Annotated in this window: 16 protein-coding genes; 6 read left to right on the top strand and 10 right to left on the bottom strand. The window is 63.8% G+C overall.

Annotated features, from left to right (window positions below):
- Nucleotides 1–8: 8 nt before the first annotated feature.
- The 5 genes from AC27VQ_RS08720 to AC27VQ_RS08700 all read left to right on the top strand — a co-directional run bounded on the left by AC27VQ_RS08720 (nucleotide 9) and on the right by AC27VQ_RS08700 (nucleotide 3894).
- Nucleotides 9–950: a heme/hemin ABC transporter substrate-binding protein gene (locus tag AC27VQ_RS08720; RefSeq protein ID WP_488715968.1), complete on the top strand. Its 942-nt coding sequence runs from the start codon at nucleotides 9–11 to the stop codon at nucleotides 948–950.
- On the top strand, nucleotides 937–2058 hold the full coding sequence (locus AC27VQ_RS08715; protein ID WP_488715967.1) for a FecCD family ABC transporter permease: 1122 nt from the start codon (nucleotides 937–939) through the stop codon (nucleotides 2056–2058). The genes AC27VQ_RS08720 and AC27VQ_RS08715 overlap by 14 nt, the downstream gene beginning before the upstream one ends.
- Before the next feature lie 6 nt (nucleotides 2059–2064).
- Entirely contained in the window at nucleotides 2065–2853 is a 789-nt protein-coding gene (locus tag AC27VQ_RS08710; protein ID WP_488715966.1) for a heme ABC transporter ATP-binding protein, read from the top strand.
- Nucleotides 2854–2981: 128 nt separating this feature from the next.
- The gene (locus tag AC27VQ_RS08705) at nucleotides 2982–3383 is read left to right on the top strand and encodes a glycine zipper domain-containing protein (protein WP_488715965.1); all 402 of its coding nucleotides are present in this window, start codon (nucleotides 2982–2984) and stop codon (nucleotides 3381–3383) included.
- 58 nt (nucleotides 3384–3441) lie between these two features.
- Nucleotides 3442–3894, top strand: coding sequence for a hypothetical protein (locus AC27VQ_RS08700; RefSeq protein WP_313524394.1), 453 nt, complete (start codon nucleotides 3442–3444; stop codon nucleotides 3892–3894).
- A gap of 36 nt (nucleotides 3895–3930) precedes the next feature.
- Here the strand turns inward: AC27VQ_RS08700 and AC27VQ_RS08695 are convergent, their stop codons facing one another.
- The 3 genes from AC27VQ_RS08695 to AC27VQ_RS08685 form a co-directional block, all read right to left on the bottom strand.
- Complete coding sequence (locus AC27VQ_RS08695) at nucleotides 3931–5436, bottom strand: sensor histidine kinase (RefSeq protein WP_488715964.1); 1506 nt, start codon at nucleotides 5434–5436, stop codon at nucleotides 3931–3933.
- Between the two features lie 126 nt (nucleotides 5437–5562).
- Nucleotides 5563–6117 (bottom strand): RNA polymerase sigma factor, encoded by a 555-nt coding sequence (locus AC27VQ_RS08690; RefSeq protein WP_313524389.1) that lies wholly within the window; start codon nucleotides 6115–6117, stop codon nucleotides 5563–5565.
- Between the two features lie 8 nt (nucleotides 6118–6125).
- The gene (locus AC27VQ_RS08685; protein ID WP_313524386.1) at nucleotides 6126–6314 is read right to left on the bottom strand and encodes a NepR family anti-sigma factor; all 189 of its coding nucleotides are present in this window, start codon (nucleotides 6312–6314) and stop codon (nucleotides 6126–6128) included.
- 155 nt (nucleotides 6315–6469) lie between these two features.
- Between AC27VQ_RS08685 and AC27VQ_RS08680 the strand changes: the two genes are divergently transcribed.
- The gene (locus AC27VQ_RS08680; protein ID WP_488715963.1) at nucleotides 6470–7264 is read left to right on the top strand and encodes a response regulator; all 795 of its coding nucleotides are present in this window, start codon (nucleotides 6470–6472) and stop codon (nucleotides 7262–7264) included.
- 350 nt (nucleotides 7265–7614) lie between these two features.
- On the opposite strand, the gene AC27VQ_RS08675 is transcribed toward AC27VQ_RS08680, so the two are convergent.
- The 7 genes from AC27VQ_RS08675 to AC27VQ_RS08645 all read right to left on the bottom strand — a co-directional run bounded on the left by AC27VQ_RS08675 (nucleotide 7615) and on the right by AC27VQ_RS08645 (nucleotide 15026).
- Nucleotides 7615–9198 carry an FGGY-family carbohydrate kinase gene (locus tag AC27VQ_RS08675; RefSeq protein WP_488715962.1) on the bottom strand — a complete coding sequence of 528 codons (1584 nt, stop codon included), beginning with the start codon at nucleotides 9196–9198 and terminating at the stop codon, nucleotides 7615–7617.
- Entirely contained in the window at nucleotides 9198–9890 is a 693-nt protein-coding gene (locus AC27VQ_RS08670; protein ID WP_313524378.1) for an HAD family hydrolase, read from the bottom strand. Before AC27VQ_RS08670 ends, AC27VQ_RS08675 begins: the two co-directional genes overlap by 1 nt.
- Nucleotides 9891–9969: 79 nt before the next feature.
- Nucleotides 9970–11454, bottom strand: coding sequence for a mannitol dehydrogenase family protein (locus AC27VQ_RS08665; protein ID WP_488715961.1), 1485 nt, complete (start codon nucleotides 11452–11454; stop codon nucleotides 9970–9972).
- Nucleotides 11455–11515: 61 nt separating this feature from the next.
- Complete coding sequence (locus tag AC27VQ_RS08660; protein WP_421590232.1) at nucleotides 11516–12289, bottom strand: L-iditol 2-dehydrogenase; 774 nt, start codon at nucleotides 12287–12289, stop codon at nucleotides 11516–11518.
- Nucleotides 12286–13287, bottom strand: a complete 1002-nt coding sequence (locus tag AC27VQ_RS08655; protein ID WP_488715960.1) for an ABC transporter ATP-binding protein — start codon at nucleotides 13285–13287, stop codon at nucleotides 12286–12288. The genes AC27VQ_RS08660 and AC27VQ_RS08655 overlap by 4 nt, the downstream gene beginning before the upstream one ends.
- A 23-nt stretch (nucleotides 13288–13310) precedes the next feature.
- Nucleotides 13311–14135 (bottom strand): carbohydrate ABC transporter permease, encoded by an 825-nt coding sequence (locus AC27VQ_RS08650; RefSeq protein WP_488715959.1) that lies wholly within the window; start codon nucleotides 14133–14135, stop codon nucleotides 13311–13313.
- Between the two features lie 18 nt (nucleotides 14136–14153).
- Nucleotides 14154–15026 (bottom strand): carbohydrate ABC transporter permease, encoded by an 873-nt coding sequence (locus tag AC27VQ_RS08645; protein ID WP_488715958.1) that lies wholly within the window; start codon nucleotides 15024–15026, stop codon nucleotides 14154–14156.
- Nucleotides 15027–15219: the final 193 nt, after the last annotated feature.

The raw sequence follows: 15219 nt of genomic DNA, 5'->3' as shown, positions 1-15219 counted from the left end.
ATTAGACCATGAGCAAGAGCTTCGATTTCCGCCGCGCCCGCCCGTGGGAACTGGCGCTGACCGTCTTCGCCCTCTCCGCCCCCCTGCTCCTGCCGCTCGCCGCCCCCGGCGCCGGCGGCTTCATCCGCAAGGCGGGTGCCGAGGACATGCAGAAGGTCGACAGCTCGAAGCTCGTGGCGATCGGCGGCGCGGTGACGGAAATCGTCTACGCGCTCGGCGAAGGAGGCCGGCTGGTCGCGCGCGATTCCACCAGTACCTTCCCCAAGGAAGCGCTGAAGCTGCCCGATGTCGGCTACATGCGCCAGCTCTCGCCGGAGGGCGTCATCGCCGTCAACCCGACCGCGATTCTCGCCGTCGAAGGCAGCGGCCCGCCGGATGCGCTGACCGTGCTGAAGAGCGCCGGCATTCCCTTCGAGACCGTTCCGGAAGGCTATGACCGCGCGGCGATCCTGAAGAAGATCGACGTCGTCGGAAAATTCCTCGGCGTGGAAGACAAGGCTAGAGAATTGGAAGCGCAGGTCGGCACCGATCTGGATGCGGCCATTGCCGATGCCGCCAAGCGGCCGGAGAGCGAGCGCAAGCGCGTGCTGTTCATCCTCTCCTTCCAGAACGGCCGGGTGATGGCGGCGGGCAGCCACACGGCGGCCGACGGCATTGTCGGCCTTGCCGGCGCGATCAATGCGACGGAAGGCGCTTTCGACGGCTACAAGCCGCTGACCGACGAGGCGATCATCAAGGCCAAGCCCGATGTCGTCATGGTCATGACCCGTCCCGGTGCCGGCAGCAGTGATGCGGAAATCCTGGCGCACCCCGCCATCTCCGTCACGCCGGCCGCCGCCAACAAGGCGATCCTGCGCATGAACAGCCTGCACCTCCTGGGCTTCGGCCCGCGCACGGCCTCCGCCATCCGCGATCTCAACAAAGAACTCTACGGCAATGTCTCTCAATGATGCCGTGCGCGGCGATAGCGCGCGCGGTCTTTCCCTGATGCGCGCCGTCCAGTCATCGGCTGCCGGCGACCGAACGGCGATCGCCCGCCTGACGCTCGCCGTCCTGATGCTCGCCTCGATCCTGTCGCTGGCGCTGTCCATTGCGACCGGCGCCTCCGATGCTTCAGCGATCAACGTGATCGGCGCGCTGTTCAGCGGCGCGGAGGAGACGGCGCTCAGCCTGCGTGATCGCATCATCGTCGTCGATATCCGCATGCCCCGCGCACTGCTCGGTTTCCTGATCGGTGCGGCGCTGGCCATGTCCGGCGCCGTCATGCAGGGCCTGTTCCGCAATCCGCTCGCCGATCCCGGCCTCGTCGGCATCTCCTCCGGCTCGGCGCTCGGCGCGGTGCTGATGATCGTGCTCGGTGCAAGCCTGCCAGCCGGCCTGATGCTGACGCTCGGCGCCTTCGCCCTGCCGCTCGCCGCCTTCATCGGCGGCCTCCTGACGACGCTGCTGCTCTACCGCATCGCCACGCGCAGCGGGCAGACCTCCGTCGCGACCATGCTGCTTGCCGGTATCGCGATCGCCGCCCTTGCCGGCGCCGTCACGGGCATCCTCATCTACATGGCCGATGACAAGCAACTGCGCGACATCACCTTCTGGAGCCTCGGCTCGCTCTCAGGCATGACCTGGGCAAAACTCTTCGCCGCCGGGCCGATCATCCTGCTTGCCCTCCTCGTCGTGCCCTTCCTGTCGCGCGGGCTGAACGCCATCACGCTCGGCGAGGCGGCAGCCTTCCATATGGGCGTGAAAGTGCAGCGGCTGAAATATATCGCCGTCGTCGCGGTTGCCGGTGCAGTCGGCGCCTCGGTCGCCGTCAGTGGCGGCATCGGCTTCGTCGGTATCGTCGTGCCGCATCTCCTGCGCATCGTCATCGGCCCGGATCATCGCTACCTGCTGCCGGCCTCCGCCCTGTTCGGCGGCGTGCTGATGCTGGGCGCCGACATGCTGGCCCGCACCATCGTCGCCCCCGCGGAATTGCCGATCGGCATCATCACCGCGCTCGCCGGTGCGCCCTTCTTCCTCTGGGTCCTACTGCGCGACCGCACGCGCAACGGCTGGTAGGCTTTAATGATCACCGCAAAGAACCTCACGGTCGCCCTGTCCGGCAAAACCATCGTGCATGGCGTGTCGCTCACCGCCAAGGCCGGCGAACTCACCGCCATCGTCGGCCCCAACGGCTCCGGCAAGACGACGACGATGAAGGCGCTGGCCGGCGAACTGCCGAGCAAGGGCGAGATCACCATCAACGGCCACGTGCTCGGCGCGCTCGAACCCTGGCAGCTCGCCGTCAAGCGCGCCGTGCTGCCGCAGGCGGCGACCATCGCCTTTCCCTTCACCGTGCGCGAGATCGTGCGCATGGGCCTCACCGTCGGCCCGAACCGCCATGCCGAGCGCATCGAGGCCATCACGGCCGAGGCACTTGCCGCCGTCGACCTCTCGGGCTTTGCCGGCCGGTTCTACCAGGAGCTTTCCGGCGGCGAGCAGCAGCGGGTGCAGCTTGCCCGCGTGCTCTCGCAGATCTGGGAGCCCGTGCTCGACGGTGAGCCCTGCTTCCTGATGCTCGACGAGCCGGTCTCCGCCCTCGACATCCGCCACCAGCTCACCATCATGACGCTCGCCCGGCGCTATTGCGAAGGCGGCGGCGGGGTGATCGCCGTCATGCACGACCTCAACCTCACCGCCATGTTCGCCAACCATATGGTGATGATGAAGGGCGGCCGGATCGAACGGTCCGGCGCACCGGCAGACGTCATGACCGACGACGCCATGGAGGCCGTCTTCGGCTGCCGGATGCGCATCAACGGCGTGCCGGCTTCCGGTGTGCCCTTCGTGCTGCCCCACACCGCATCGGCCTGACTTTCCAGCGCCTTACGGAACCTTTTGCCCACTGGCCCGTTGTGCGTGCGGAAAACCGTTCCGCCAACGGGGTGGAGCGACGTTCGATCCGCGCGATGGCGCGGCCGACACGCAAAAGGAGAAACGGCATGGCCAACGGATTGTTTTCGACCCGCAACAAAAAGAGCCTCCGCGACGGACTGCAGGACAATGCGCAGGCCGTCGAGGATCAGATCGCCGACCTGCGCGACGAGATCGCAGCTCTTGCCCGCGTGCTCGCCAACGATGCCACGAGCGGTGCCAGCGGCATCCGCAAGAAGGCCCGCGCCGTGAAGGCGGATGTCAGCGACGCTGCCCATGACCTTAAGGGCCGGGCCGAAACCGATATCCGCGACATGATCGCGGCCGGTGAAGACCTGCTTGCCGATTTCCAGGACCGCTATCGCGACAGCGGCCGCAAGGCCCGCAAGGCCGTGCGGGACAATCCGCTGGCGACGCTCGGCATCGCCGCTGCCGCCGGCTTCGTGCTCGCCGCCTTGCTTCGGCGCTGATCGATCCCTCGATAGGAATTGATCTCTCGATAGAATGGGGCGCCATGGAGCGCCCCTCATGCGGAGCACGAACGGCATGCTTTCACTGGGAGCCATCCTCCTGCAAAACCTCGTCACCCGTGTCACCGACCGGGTGGACGAGACCGTTGACGCCGCCAAGCGCAGCGCCATCGCCGGGCTGATCATCGGCGTTCTCGTCGCGACCGCCTACGGGCTTGCGATCGTCGCGACGGCCCTGTGGCTTGCCGAGCGTTACGGCACCATCCCGGCGCTCTTTGGCCTCGCCGGCGGTTTCCTGCTGCTCGCCTTGATCGTGTTTGCCGTCGTTGCCATGCGCAACAAGCGGGAACGGGAACTGCGCCGCATCCGCCGCGACCAGCTTACCGCCCGGCGCGACATGATGGCGGCGGCTGCCGCAGTCGCCACGAAACGGCCGTTTGCCGCCACAGGCGTAGCACTCGCGCTGGGCTTCCTGCTCGCGCCGAAAAGATCCCGCCGCGACGACGACTGATCCAATCCTTCTTATGAAATGAACAGCGGTGTCGCTTTAAAGCGGCATCCGTATAACGGCGGTCACGCCTTTCGGCAGATATTCAACATGCACGCTGCTGCCGAGGATCTTGTCGAGGCTGCGCTCGATCAGCACAGAGCCGAAGCCGCGACGTCCGCCCCGCTCGACCGGCGGTCCGCCGACCTCATGCCAGGTCATGTTGAGCACGCGCTGCCCCTCTTCGTTCAGGACACGCGCCGTGATCACCACCTTCCCGCTGCGCACCGAAAGCGCGCCGTATTTACGGGCATTGGTGGCCAATTCATGCAGAACGAGGCCGAGACCGACGGCCTGGTCCGGCCCAAGCTCCACCTCGTCCTTGTGGATTTCGATCTGGCTTTCGTAATCCATCGCATAGGGCATGATCTGCTTTTGCAGCAGCATCTTCAGATGGATGACGCCCCATTCGTGATCGGACAGCAGGCCATGCGCCTCGGAGAGCGATTGCAGGCGTCCGGCGAAGGCGTCCATGAACTCGACGGGATCGCTCGTCTGGCGCAGCGTCTGGCGCGCCAGCGATTGCAGCATGGCAAGCGTGTTCTTGACCCGGTGGTTCAGCTCGCGCAGCAAAAGGCGCGTGCGCTCGGACGCAAGCTGCCCGTCGGTCACATCGACATTGATGCCGAGAAACACCGTTGGGCGGCCCTCTGCATCCCATTCATGCACACGTCCGCGCCCGAGCAGCCAGCGGCCGGAATTGGCAGCACGGAACAGGCCATCATATTCCTTGCCGCTGGCAAGCGCATTGCGCAGGCGGCCGATGGTGGCCTTGCGGTCGGCCGTGTGAACCGCGGCGAAGAATTTTCGCGCGCTCATCGGCTTTGCCGGCTTGATGCTCAGCATGCGGTAGAAGGTCTCGTTGCCGGACACGACACCCGCCGAGATATCCCAGAGCCAGCTCGCGACATTGGCTGCATCGAGCGCCAGCGCATGGCGCTTTTCATCGCGCGACAGCATTTCCGCCGCCAGCGTGCGGCGGCGGGCCTCTTCCTTGAGCTTGAGCAGTGAGGCGGCAAGCGAGGCAAGCCGTTGCAGCCGCGGCAGAAGGTCCGGCGCGGTTTTGCCGTGCGGCTTCACGTCGAAGACGCAGACGGTGCCGATCGGCTGACCGTCCACCATGATCGGTGCGCCGGCATAAAAGCGCAGATGCGGCTCGCCGACCACGCTGGGAAGATCGGCAAAACGCGGATCTCCGGTGGCATCGCCCACGACCATCGGCTCGAGGTCGCCCTCCGCAATCATGCGCGCGCAAAATGAATCTTCCGAGGGCGCGCGGATTTCCCGCGTGCCCTCGTGTGCGAGAAACCATTGGTCCGTGCGACCGAGGATGGTGACGAGGGAAATCGGTGCGGCAAAAAGCTGTGCGGCAAGACCGGCGATATCGTCGAAATCGGAATCGGGGCCGGTAAAAGTCGGCATGGCGGCGTCGAGCGCCGTCAGCCGGTCTGGTGCTCCCAGAACCGCGGCGATATCGGACGGAAGTGGCTGAACATTGTCCTTCATGCGCTTTCGGCCGGCGATTCCGCGTCCGTTTCGGTCCGGCTCCGCCGGCAGACGCATCCCTCGCCGCAATCCCCTCACCTTATGGCTCGCCCGCCATGATGGCGGGCGGCTCTTTGTTCTATTCCGTCAGGAGGCGAAGGCGCGCGAGGTGATCGGCGCCGAGACGGCGTCCGGACCGTAGTCGCTTTCACCGCTGACCTGCAAGAGCTCCTGAAGGCGCTGACGGGCACGATTCACACGGCTCTTGATGGTGCCGAGCGCGCAGCCGCAGATTTCCGCCGCTTCTTCATAGGAAAAACCCGACGCGCCGACGAGGATGATGGCCTCGCGCTGTTCGTCCGGCAGCTTTTCCAGCGCCTTCTTGAAGTCCTGCATGTCGAGGGAACCGTATTGCGAAGGATGCTGCGCGAGGTTCTCCGTGAAGAGACCGTCGCTGTCCTGCACCTCACGGCCGCGCTTGCGCATCTTGCTGTAGAGTTCGTTGCGCAGGATCGTGAAGAGCCAGGCCTTCATATTGGTGCCCATCTCGAACTGTTCCTGCTTCGCCCAGGCCTTCATGATCGTGTCCTGAACGAGATCGTCGGCCTGGTCGTGGCGGCCGATGAGGGAAATGGCGAAGGCGCGGAGGCTTGGCAGTACCGCCAGGAGTTCGCGCTTGAAAGTCGTCTGTCCCTGTTCCATCGTTTTCCTCACTCTGCCCGCTGAACGCTGTTTTCGACAGCATCCAATTTTTCGAGAAGATCGAGGAAACGCTGGGGAAGCGTCTCGTCCTGTACGGAATGATAAAAAGCGCGCAGCTTCGTCGCGATCTGCGCATTGGGGTCATCCGCCCTCTTGGGAGATTTTCTCCCGGTCTTTTGACTGTCTAAACTATTCACTCTTGGCCACTTTCATCGTTGCACCGCGCCATAAGTCGATTTCAGCTTGGAAATGCCCCGCAGCAAAAAAAGTTCCCGTCCCCGGAACCTAAATTTGGTTCCCGCGTTCAAATCGTCAACTGCCATTGCAGCAAATCGAAAACAGGGGACACATCATGCCGATTTCCGACCGCATCGGACCGCACCTTCCGGCTCTGCGCCGCTACGCACGCGCGCTCACGGGCACCCAATCCTCCGGCGACGCCTATGTCGCCGCCACGCTGGAAACCATCCTTATAGATCCCTCGGCCATGCCCGAAGGCGGGGACGATAAGGCGACGCTTTTCGGCCTGCTCAGCCGCATTATCTCCTCCCTCCCCGTCTCGATGAGCCGCGGCGCGGGTTCGCTCAGGCCCGGTGTCGAAGCGCCTTTCGACCTTTCCGGCGTTCCCCCGCTCGGCCGCCAGGCCCTGCTGCTCGCCACCGTGGAAGGTTTTGCCGTCGACAAGACAGCGGAAATCCTCGAAGCGGAAATCAGCGTCATCCGCGCCCTGCTCGATGCGGCCTTCGCCGAAATCGCAGCACAGACGGAAACCGGCATCATGATCATCGAGGACGAACCGCTGATCGCGCTCGACCTTGCCCATATGGTGAGCGGCATGGGCCATCGTGTCACCGGCATCGCCCGCACGCAGGCTGAAGCCGAACTTCTGTGGAGTGACAGCCGGCCGGGTCTCGTTTTGGCCGACGTACGGCTCGCCGACGGCTCTTCCGGCATCGACGCGGTCAACACGATCCTGTCGCGCACCGATATCCCGGTTATTTTCATCACCGCCTATCCGGAACGGCTTCTGACAGGCGAACGGCCGGAACCGGCCTTCCTCGTGTCCAAGCCCTTCAACCCGGAACAAGTGAAGGTCCTGATCAACCAGGCCCTTCTCTTCACGCCGCAGACCCGCGCAGCGGCCTGATCTCGCTCCCGGATAGCCGCGGCGGCGGCGCGGCAGGCAGCGGTGGGACGGCACGCCCACCGCTGCCTTTCCATTTCTGGATATGGCTGGAGTATTTCCAGCCGAAGCGATCCCGCTTCGGCGTCGGACAATGCGGCAAAACAAAAACACAGGGCACAAAAGAAAACAGCCAGCGCCTTCGAAAGGCACTGGCTGCTTGAGTACCCACGGACCGGAGGGGGACACGGTATCGTGGTCGATCACCGATCGAGGGCCTCGCATCTTGGGGGATATGCGCAGACCGGTGACGCCTGAAAAACACGCGAACCCAAAATTGGTTCCAGCGGTTGCAAATTTTTTCAAAATATTTTTCAGAGGATCGCTTCGAGTTCCGCCCGGTGCCGATAGAGGGCGAGGAATCGGCGATAGTCGCGGTCGTAGCCCGCCTTTCGCGCGGGGTCCGGCGCATATTCGCTGCCGCCCGGATACATGCCGGCGCCCGCAGCCGGCAGGTCCGGATACAGCCCGCCGGCAACCGCCGCTACCATGGCCGTGCCGAGCAGCACCGCATCATTGGTCTCCGGCACCACGACACGGCAACCGGTGACATCGCGGTAAAGCTCCATCAGCAGCGGGTTGCGCACATGGCCGCCGGTTACATGCAGCGTATCGAGCGGATAGCCCCCCTCGCCGAGCTTGTCGAGGATATGACGGATGCCGAGCGCAATGGCGACGGAAGCGCGCCAGTAGAGCCGGCAGAGCCCGTCGAAGGAGGCGTCGAGCGCAAGGCCGCTGATCACACCCAGCGCGTGCGGATCGGCAAGCGGAGAGCGGTTGCCGTGAAAATCCGGCAGGACATGCAGGCGCGCGGCGAAATCCTCGCCCTCTTCCGCCTGAAGCTCGCGGATGCGCGCGATAACGCGGGCATGGTTCGCCGCCGTCGGTTCACCGCCGGCGCTGTGGGTGCGCAGGAGATGATCGAGCAGCGCACCCGTCGCCGACTGCCCGCCCTCGGCCAACCACCAGCCTGGCAACACAGCCTCGTAGTAAGGTCCCCACATACCGAAGCCGAAGCGCTTTTCACGCGAGAAAGCGACGATGCAGCTCGACGTGCCGCCGATCAGCGCCAGCTGCCGCTCGAGCGTTTCCGGTTCGCAGGCGAATGGGCCGAGCACACCAAAGGTGCCAGCATAAGCATCGATAAGACCCGCGCCAACGATGCAGTCCTTATCAAGCCCGAGAGCTACCGCCGCCTCCGGCGTCAATCGGCCGATCGGGTCGCCGACAGCCACCGTTTCCGTTGGAAGGGATCCGCGTTCACGTACATCTTCAAGCCCGATCGCGTTGAGGAAGCTTTCATTCCACGGCCGCTCCTCATGCGAAAGGTAGTTCCATTTTGCCGTTAACGTCCCACGAGAGCGGGCATTCGAACCCGTCGCACGCCAGGTGATAAAGTCGGCGAGATCGAAGAAGTAGCCGGAGTTTTCCCATTCGTCCGGCCGCTTGCGCTTCAGCCACATCAGCTTAGGCATTTCCATCTCCGGCGACATGACCCGGCCGGAATGGGCAAGCAGCGGATGGCCCGTCGCCGTGCAAACTTCCGCCTCCTTCACGGCGCGATGGTCGAGCCAGACGATCGTGTCCCAGCGCGCGTCCTCGCCGGCCGAGACGGCGAGCGGCTGCCCGGCTTTATCACGCACCACCAGCGAACAGGTCGCATCTATGCCAAGTGCCGCAACACGCGCCGCTGGCGCGCCCGCGATAGCGCAGGCCGCCTTCACCGCCGTGCAGACCGCTTCCCAAATGTTTTCAGAATCATGCTCGGCACGGTCGGCGCTAGGCCTGCGCATCGCAATTGCCTGCTCGGACCGGCCGAGCAACGCACCGCTCCGATCAAATACGCCGGCCCGGGCGCTGCCCGTGCCGATGTCCACCGCAACGATCAGATCACGCATCAATACTCTTTCCCGCCCGCCTTGTCGCTGCGGACAAACTGGAGCAAATCCCGCATGTCGTCAAACAAGGCATCGGGTTTCAGGTCGAGCAGCGTCTCGCGATGGCGCGGCGTACGTGCATGGGAGCCGCCGGTGAAGGCAACGACCCGCATGCCTGCGGATTTTGCCGCCTCAATACCGGCCGGACTGTCTTCCACGACCAAGCAAAACCCGGGTTCAACCCCCATTGCTGCACTCGCATGCAGAAAAAGATCGGGCGCCGGCTTGCCGCGCAAAACCATGCTGGCACTGAAAATATTGGGTTCGAACTTATCGATGAGGCCTGTAACGGAAAGCGACAGACGGATACGCTCCGGCTGGCTCGACGACGCCACGCAATAGGCGATACCGAGCCCGTCCACCGTCTCGGCAATGCCGTCGATCGGGCGCAACTCTGCGCGGAAACGCTCGTAAAGTACCTTGCGCATGGAGTCCAGGAAAGCCGTATCGATCGCCAGGCCATATTCGTCGTGCAGGATTTCCGACATGCTTTTCAGGCTGCGGCCAAGAAAACGCGCGTGCGCCTCTTCCTCGCTCATCGCGACACCGGCCGCGGCAAGCGCCTCCACCAATACGGCAAGCGAGATGGGCTCACTGTCGACCAGCACACCGTCGCAATCGAAAATGACCAGTTCAGTCGCTGTGGCGGCCATGGCTTCCCGTTCCGTGTTCAGGCCCCCGTCCTACTGTCTGGCCTTCCCGATGGAAAGCCCCTGATACTTTGGGGTTTCCTCAATTGCCCAGTCTGTCTTCAAGATAAAGCCTGAGCGTCGCCCGCGTGCCCTTCTGCTGCAACGACGTCAGGGCGTTCGTGAAGCGCTTGCGGAAGAGGTCCGACTCCGCCACCGCGCCGAAGATATCCTTGAGGTCAAGGAAGGCCTCGGGATCGGCCTTGGCCGCCATCGCCGCCGCGTGAATGCGGTCGATATTGGGATCGTTGAAGTTGATGGCCTTGCCGCTGTCGGTCGTGCCCGCGAGATAGTGGCACCAGAGCGCCGAGACGAGCGCCAGGCCGGTGACGTCCTCCTTGCGCGACAGCCGGTCGGCGGTCGAGGGCAGGATGAACTTCGGCTGGCGGTTGGAACCGTCCTGCGCCAGACGCGGAATCGTATCGGCGATCTTGGGGTTGGAGAAGCGGCGCTCGATCAGGCCGAAATAGTCCCTGAGGTCCGTATCCGGCACGGGCGGGATAACTGGCACGATCTCGTCCAGTTCCAGCTTCGCAAGGAAGGCGCGGATATCGGGATCCTCCATCGCCTCGTGCACGAAATGGATGTCGAGCAGCGCCGCCGGATAGGCGATCGCCGCATGGCCGCCATTGAGAATGCGGATTTTCATATGCTCATAGGGCGCGACATCGGGCACGAACTGCACACCGACCTTTTCCAGCGCCGGACGGCCCTCCGGGAACTTGTCCTCGAGCACCCATTGCTTGAACTCCTCGCAGAACACCGGCCAGGCATCGTCAATGCCGTAATCGTCGGCAACGATGCCGATCTCGCGCGATCCCGTCGCCGGGGTGATGCGATCGACCATGCCGTTCGGGAAGGCGACATTGGCGTCGATCCAGTCGGCAAGCGCAGGATCGGACAGGCGCGCGAGACCGGATACAGCCGCATGCGTCACCTTGCCATTGTGCGGAATGTTATCGCAGGACATGACGGTATAGGGCGCGATGCCCTTGTCCCTGCGGGCTTTCAAACCAGCGAGGATGAGACCGAAGACCGTCTTCGGCTCGGACGGATTGGCGGCATCGGCGGCAATCGCCGGATGGGCCGGATCGAAGATGCCGGAGGCCGGATTGATGAAGTAGCCACCCTCGGTGATCGTCAGCGAGACGATGCGGATGGCGGGATCGGCGAGCTGGGCAACGGTCGCCGCCGCATTGCCCGGCGCGAGATAGTCGATCATCGCCCCGGTGACGCGGGCGCCCGAGCGGTTGTTGTCCTGCTCGACCACGGTGGTTAAAAAATCCTGGCCGGCGAGTTTGTCGCGCATCGCTGCGTCGGAGGGCAGAACGCCCGCACCGATCAGCGCCCAATCATGGTCGAGGCCGAGATTGAAGAGGTCGTCGAGATAGATCGCCTGGTGCGCCCGGTGGAAATTGCCGACGCCGAAATGGACGACGCCCGCCGCGAGATTTTCACGCGCATAGGCCGGGATGCTGGCGGTCTTCGAGACCGCCGGAAGAGTGGCGAGCGACAGTTTCGTGGTCATGTGGTCCATTCCTTCCGGTTTGTTCCGGTCTATGCCTGTGCCGGGCGCGCGAGCTGCGCGCTCAGCTCATCCAGTTGCCGCCATCGACATTGTAGGTCTGCGCGACGATGTAGTTGCTCTCCTGCGAGGCCAGGAAGATCGCCATGCCCGTCAGGTCGTCGGCCGTTCCCATGCGGCCGAAGGGTACCTCTTCGCCGACCAGCCGTTTCTTCTCGCCGCGCGGTCGGTTTTCATATTTGGCGAAGAGCGCGTCCACGCCGTCCCAGTGCTCGCCATCGACCACACCGGGCGCGATCGCATTGACGTTGATGCCGTGCTTGATGAGGTTCAGCCCCGCCGACTGGGTGAGACTGATCACCGCCGCCTTGGTCGCGCAGTAGACGCCGACCAGCGCCTCGCCGCGACGCCCGGCCTGGCTCGCCATATTGATGATCTTGCCGCCACGGCCCTGAGCGATCATCTGCTTTGCCGCCGCCTGCAGGGTGAACAGCGTGCCGGCGACATTGATCGAAAAGAGCCGGTCGAAGCTTTCACGCGTGATCTCGACGATCGGCTGGAGGTCGAAGAGCGCGGCATTGTTGACGAGGATATCGATCCCGCCGGCCTCCTTCACGCAGGCACCGATGGCTGCATCGATGGACTCCTGCTTCGTCACGTCCATCTGCACCGCATACGCTGCCGGGCCGATCTCCTGTGCGGTCGCATTGGCCCGCTCCAGATTGATATCGGCAATCGCGACCCGCGCCCCTTCCCGCACATAGGCCTCGGCGAAGGCGCGCCCGATGCCGCGCGCCGATCCGGTGATCAGCGCGCTTTTTCCCTCAAGTCTTTTCATCGGATTGCCAGTCCCTTGTCATCGAAGCGATGGATGCGTGTTGCGTCTGGTGTGAGCCACACGGCATCGCCATGCGTTACGGGGAAGTCGCCGTCGGCGCGGACGGTCATCATGCCGATGCCCTCGACATTGACATGCAGGAACGTGTCGGAGCCGAGATGTTCGGCGACACCGACGACACCCTTCCAGCTGCCGGTCTCCTTGGAGAGCTTGATATGTTCCGGGCGGATGCCGACGGTGGGCGCGTTGTAGGGCTTCGCAGCTTCGCCCTTGACGAAGTTCATGCGCGGCGAGCCGATGAAGCCGGCGACGAACAGGTTGTCGGGCTTGTTGTAGAGATCGAGCGGCGAGCCGACCTGCTCGATGTTTCCGGCATTCAGCACGACGATCTTGTCGGCCATGGTCATCGCCTCGACCTGGTCGTGCGTGACATAGATCATCGTCGTCTTCAGCTGATGATGCAGCTCGGAGATCTCCAGCCGCATCGTGCCGCGCAGCGCCGCATCGAGGTTCGACAAGGGCTCGTCGAACAGGAAGGCCGAGGGCTCGCGCACGATGGCCCGGCCGATGGCGACACGCTGGCGCTGACCGCCGGACAGCTGGCCCGGACGGCGCTCGAGATAGTTGGTGAGGTTCAGCACGCGGGCCGCTTCCGTCACCTTCTTATCTATGGCCGCCTGATCCATCTTCGCCATCTTTAGCGGGAAGGCGATGTTCTTGGCGACGCTCATATGCGGATAGAGCGCATAGGATTGGAACACCATGGCAAGACCGCGCTTGGCCGGCGCTTCCCCCGTGACGTCGCGGCCGTCGATCTCGATTGAGCCGCTCGTGGTGTCTTCCAGCCCTGCGATGAGGCGCAGCAGCGTGGACTTGCCGCAGCCCGAGGGGCCGACGAAGACGACGAACTCGCCGTCATTGATGGTCAGGTCGATGCCCGGAATGACCTGCGTGGCGCCGAACGACTTGTTGACCTTCTTCAGAATGATCTTGCCCATGGATAATCCTCCCCGTCCTGTTTCTACTTCACGGCGCCGAAGGTGAGGCCGCGGACAAGCTGTTTCTGGCTGAACCATCCCATGATCAGGATGGGCGCGATGGCGAGCGTCGAGGCGGCCGAGAGTTTCGCCCAGAACAACCCCTGCGGACTGGAGAACGAGGCGATGAAGGCCGTCAGCGGTGCGGCATTGGTCGTCGTCAGGCGGATCGTCCAGAACGCCTCGTTCCAGGCCAGGATAATGTTGAGCAGCATGGTGGACGCAATGCCCGGCACCGCCATCGGGGTGAGCACATAGACGATCTCGCCCCACAGCGACGCGCCGTCCATCCGCGCCGCTTCCAGGATCTCGCCCGGAATTTCGCGGAAGTAGGTGTAGAGCATCCAGATCACGATCGGCAGGTTGATCATGGTCAGCATGACGGTGAGACCGATGCGGCTGTCGAGCAGGCCGAAGTCGCGGAACAGCAGGTAGATCGGCACGAGCACGGCGACGGCCGGCATCATCTTGGTCGAGAGCATCCACATCAGGATGTCCTTGGTCTTGGCGGTCGGCGAAAACGCCATCGACCAGGCGGCGGGCACCGCGATCAGCAGCGCCAGGAGCGTCGAGCCGAGCGACAGGATGACCGAGTTCAGGAAGAACTTGAAGTAGTTGCTCTGCGCCTGCACGGCGGCATAGCTCTCGATCGTGCCCGATGGAATGATGTTGAAGCCCTTGATCGCCTCGGTCTCGGATTTGAACGAGGTGATGATCGTGTAGAGGATCGGGAAGAAGATGATCAGCGCGACGATCCAGGCGGCGATGGTGAAGATGACGGTGCGTCGTGTCGAAACGGCTCTAGCCATGGTGGTTTCCTCCTATCCCTACTTGTCGAGGTTCTTGCCGACGGCGCGCATCAGGAAGAAGGCGACGATATTGGCGAGGATGACGGCGATGATGCCGCCGGCCGAGGCGCCGCCGACGTCGTAGCCGAGGAGCGCGGTGCGATAGATCAGGAACGGCAGGTTGGTTGAGGCATAACCCGGGCCGCCATTGGTGGTGACGAGGATTTCCGCATAGACGCCGAGCAGGAAGATCGTCTGGATCAGGATGACGACGGTGATCGAGCGTGCCAAATGCGGCAGCGTCAGGTGGACGAAGCGCGAGACGAAGCCGGCACCATCCATCTCGGCCGCTTCCTTCTGCTCGCCGTCGAGCGACTGCAAGGCGGTCAGCAGGATGAGCGTGGCGAACGGCAGCCATTGCCAGGCGACGATGATGATGATCGAAAACAGCGGATATTGCGCGAACCAGTCGACCGGCTGCAGACCCAGCGCCCGGTTGATGTCGGCCAGCACCCCGTAGCCCGGATGCATGATCATGTTCTTCCACACCAGTGCCGCCACCGGCGGCATGACGAAGAAGGGCGAGATGATCATGATGCGCACGATGCCCTGCCCCCACATCGGCTGGTCGAGCAGCAATGCGATGCCCACACCGCCGATGACGGTAATGAACAGCACGCCGACCACGATCAGAAGCGTGTTCCAGATCGACTGGAAGAAGGCGGGATCGGTGTAGAAATACTGGTAATTGAACAGGCCCGCCCAGCTGACATTGGCCGGGTTGAGCAGGTTGTAGTTCTGGAACGAAAACCACAGCGTCATCGCCAGCGGCACGATCATCCAGATCAACAGCAAACCCACAGAGGGTGCAAGCATCATCCGCGCCAAACCGCGCGTGTTCTCCGTCGCCATCGTCGTGACCTCCCCGTTTCGCCGGCCGCGTCAGGCGCCGGACAGGTTTTCCACCCTCCCATGGATGGAACCCCAGATATCTCGTCACTGCTTTGGATAATCCGGCGCGGGCGGCGGCGGGCCACGCCGCGCCGGAAGAAGCACCCCGTTTTCACGGCTGCCCGGAACGCATTCCGGGCAGCCTGTCCTTGGG

The sequence above is a fragment of the Shinella sp. 20P9.1.1 genome, from assembly GCF_057798995.1.
This window is presented reverse-complemented; position numbering and strand designations above follow the sequence as displayed.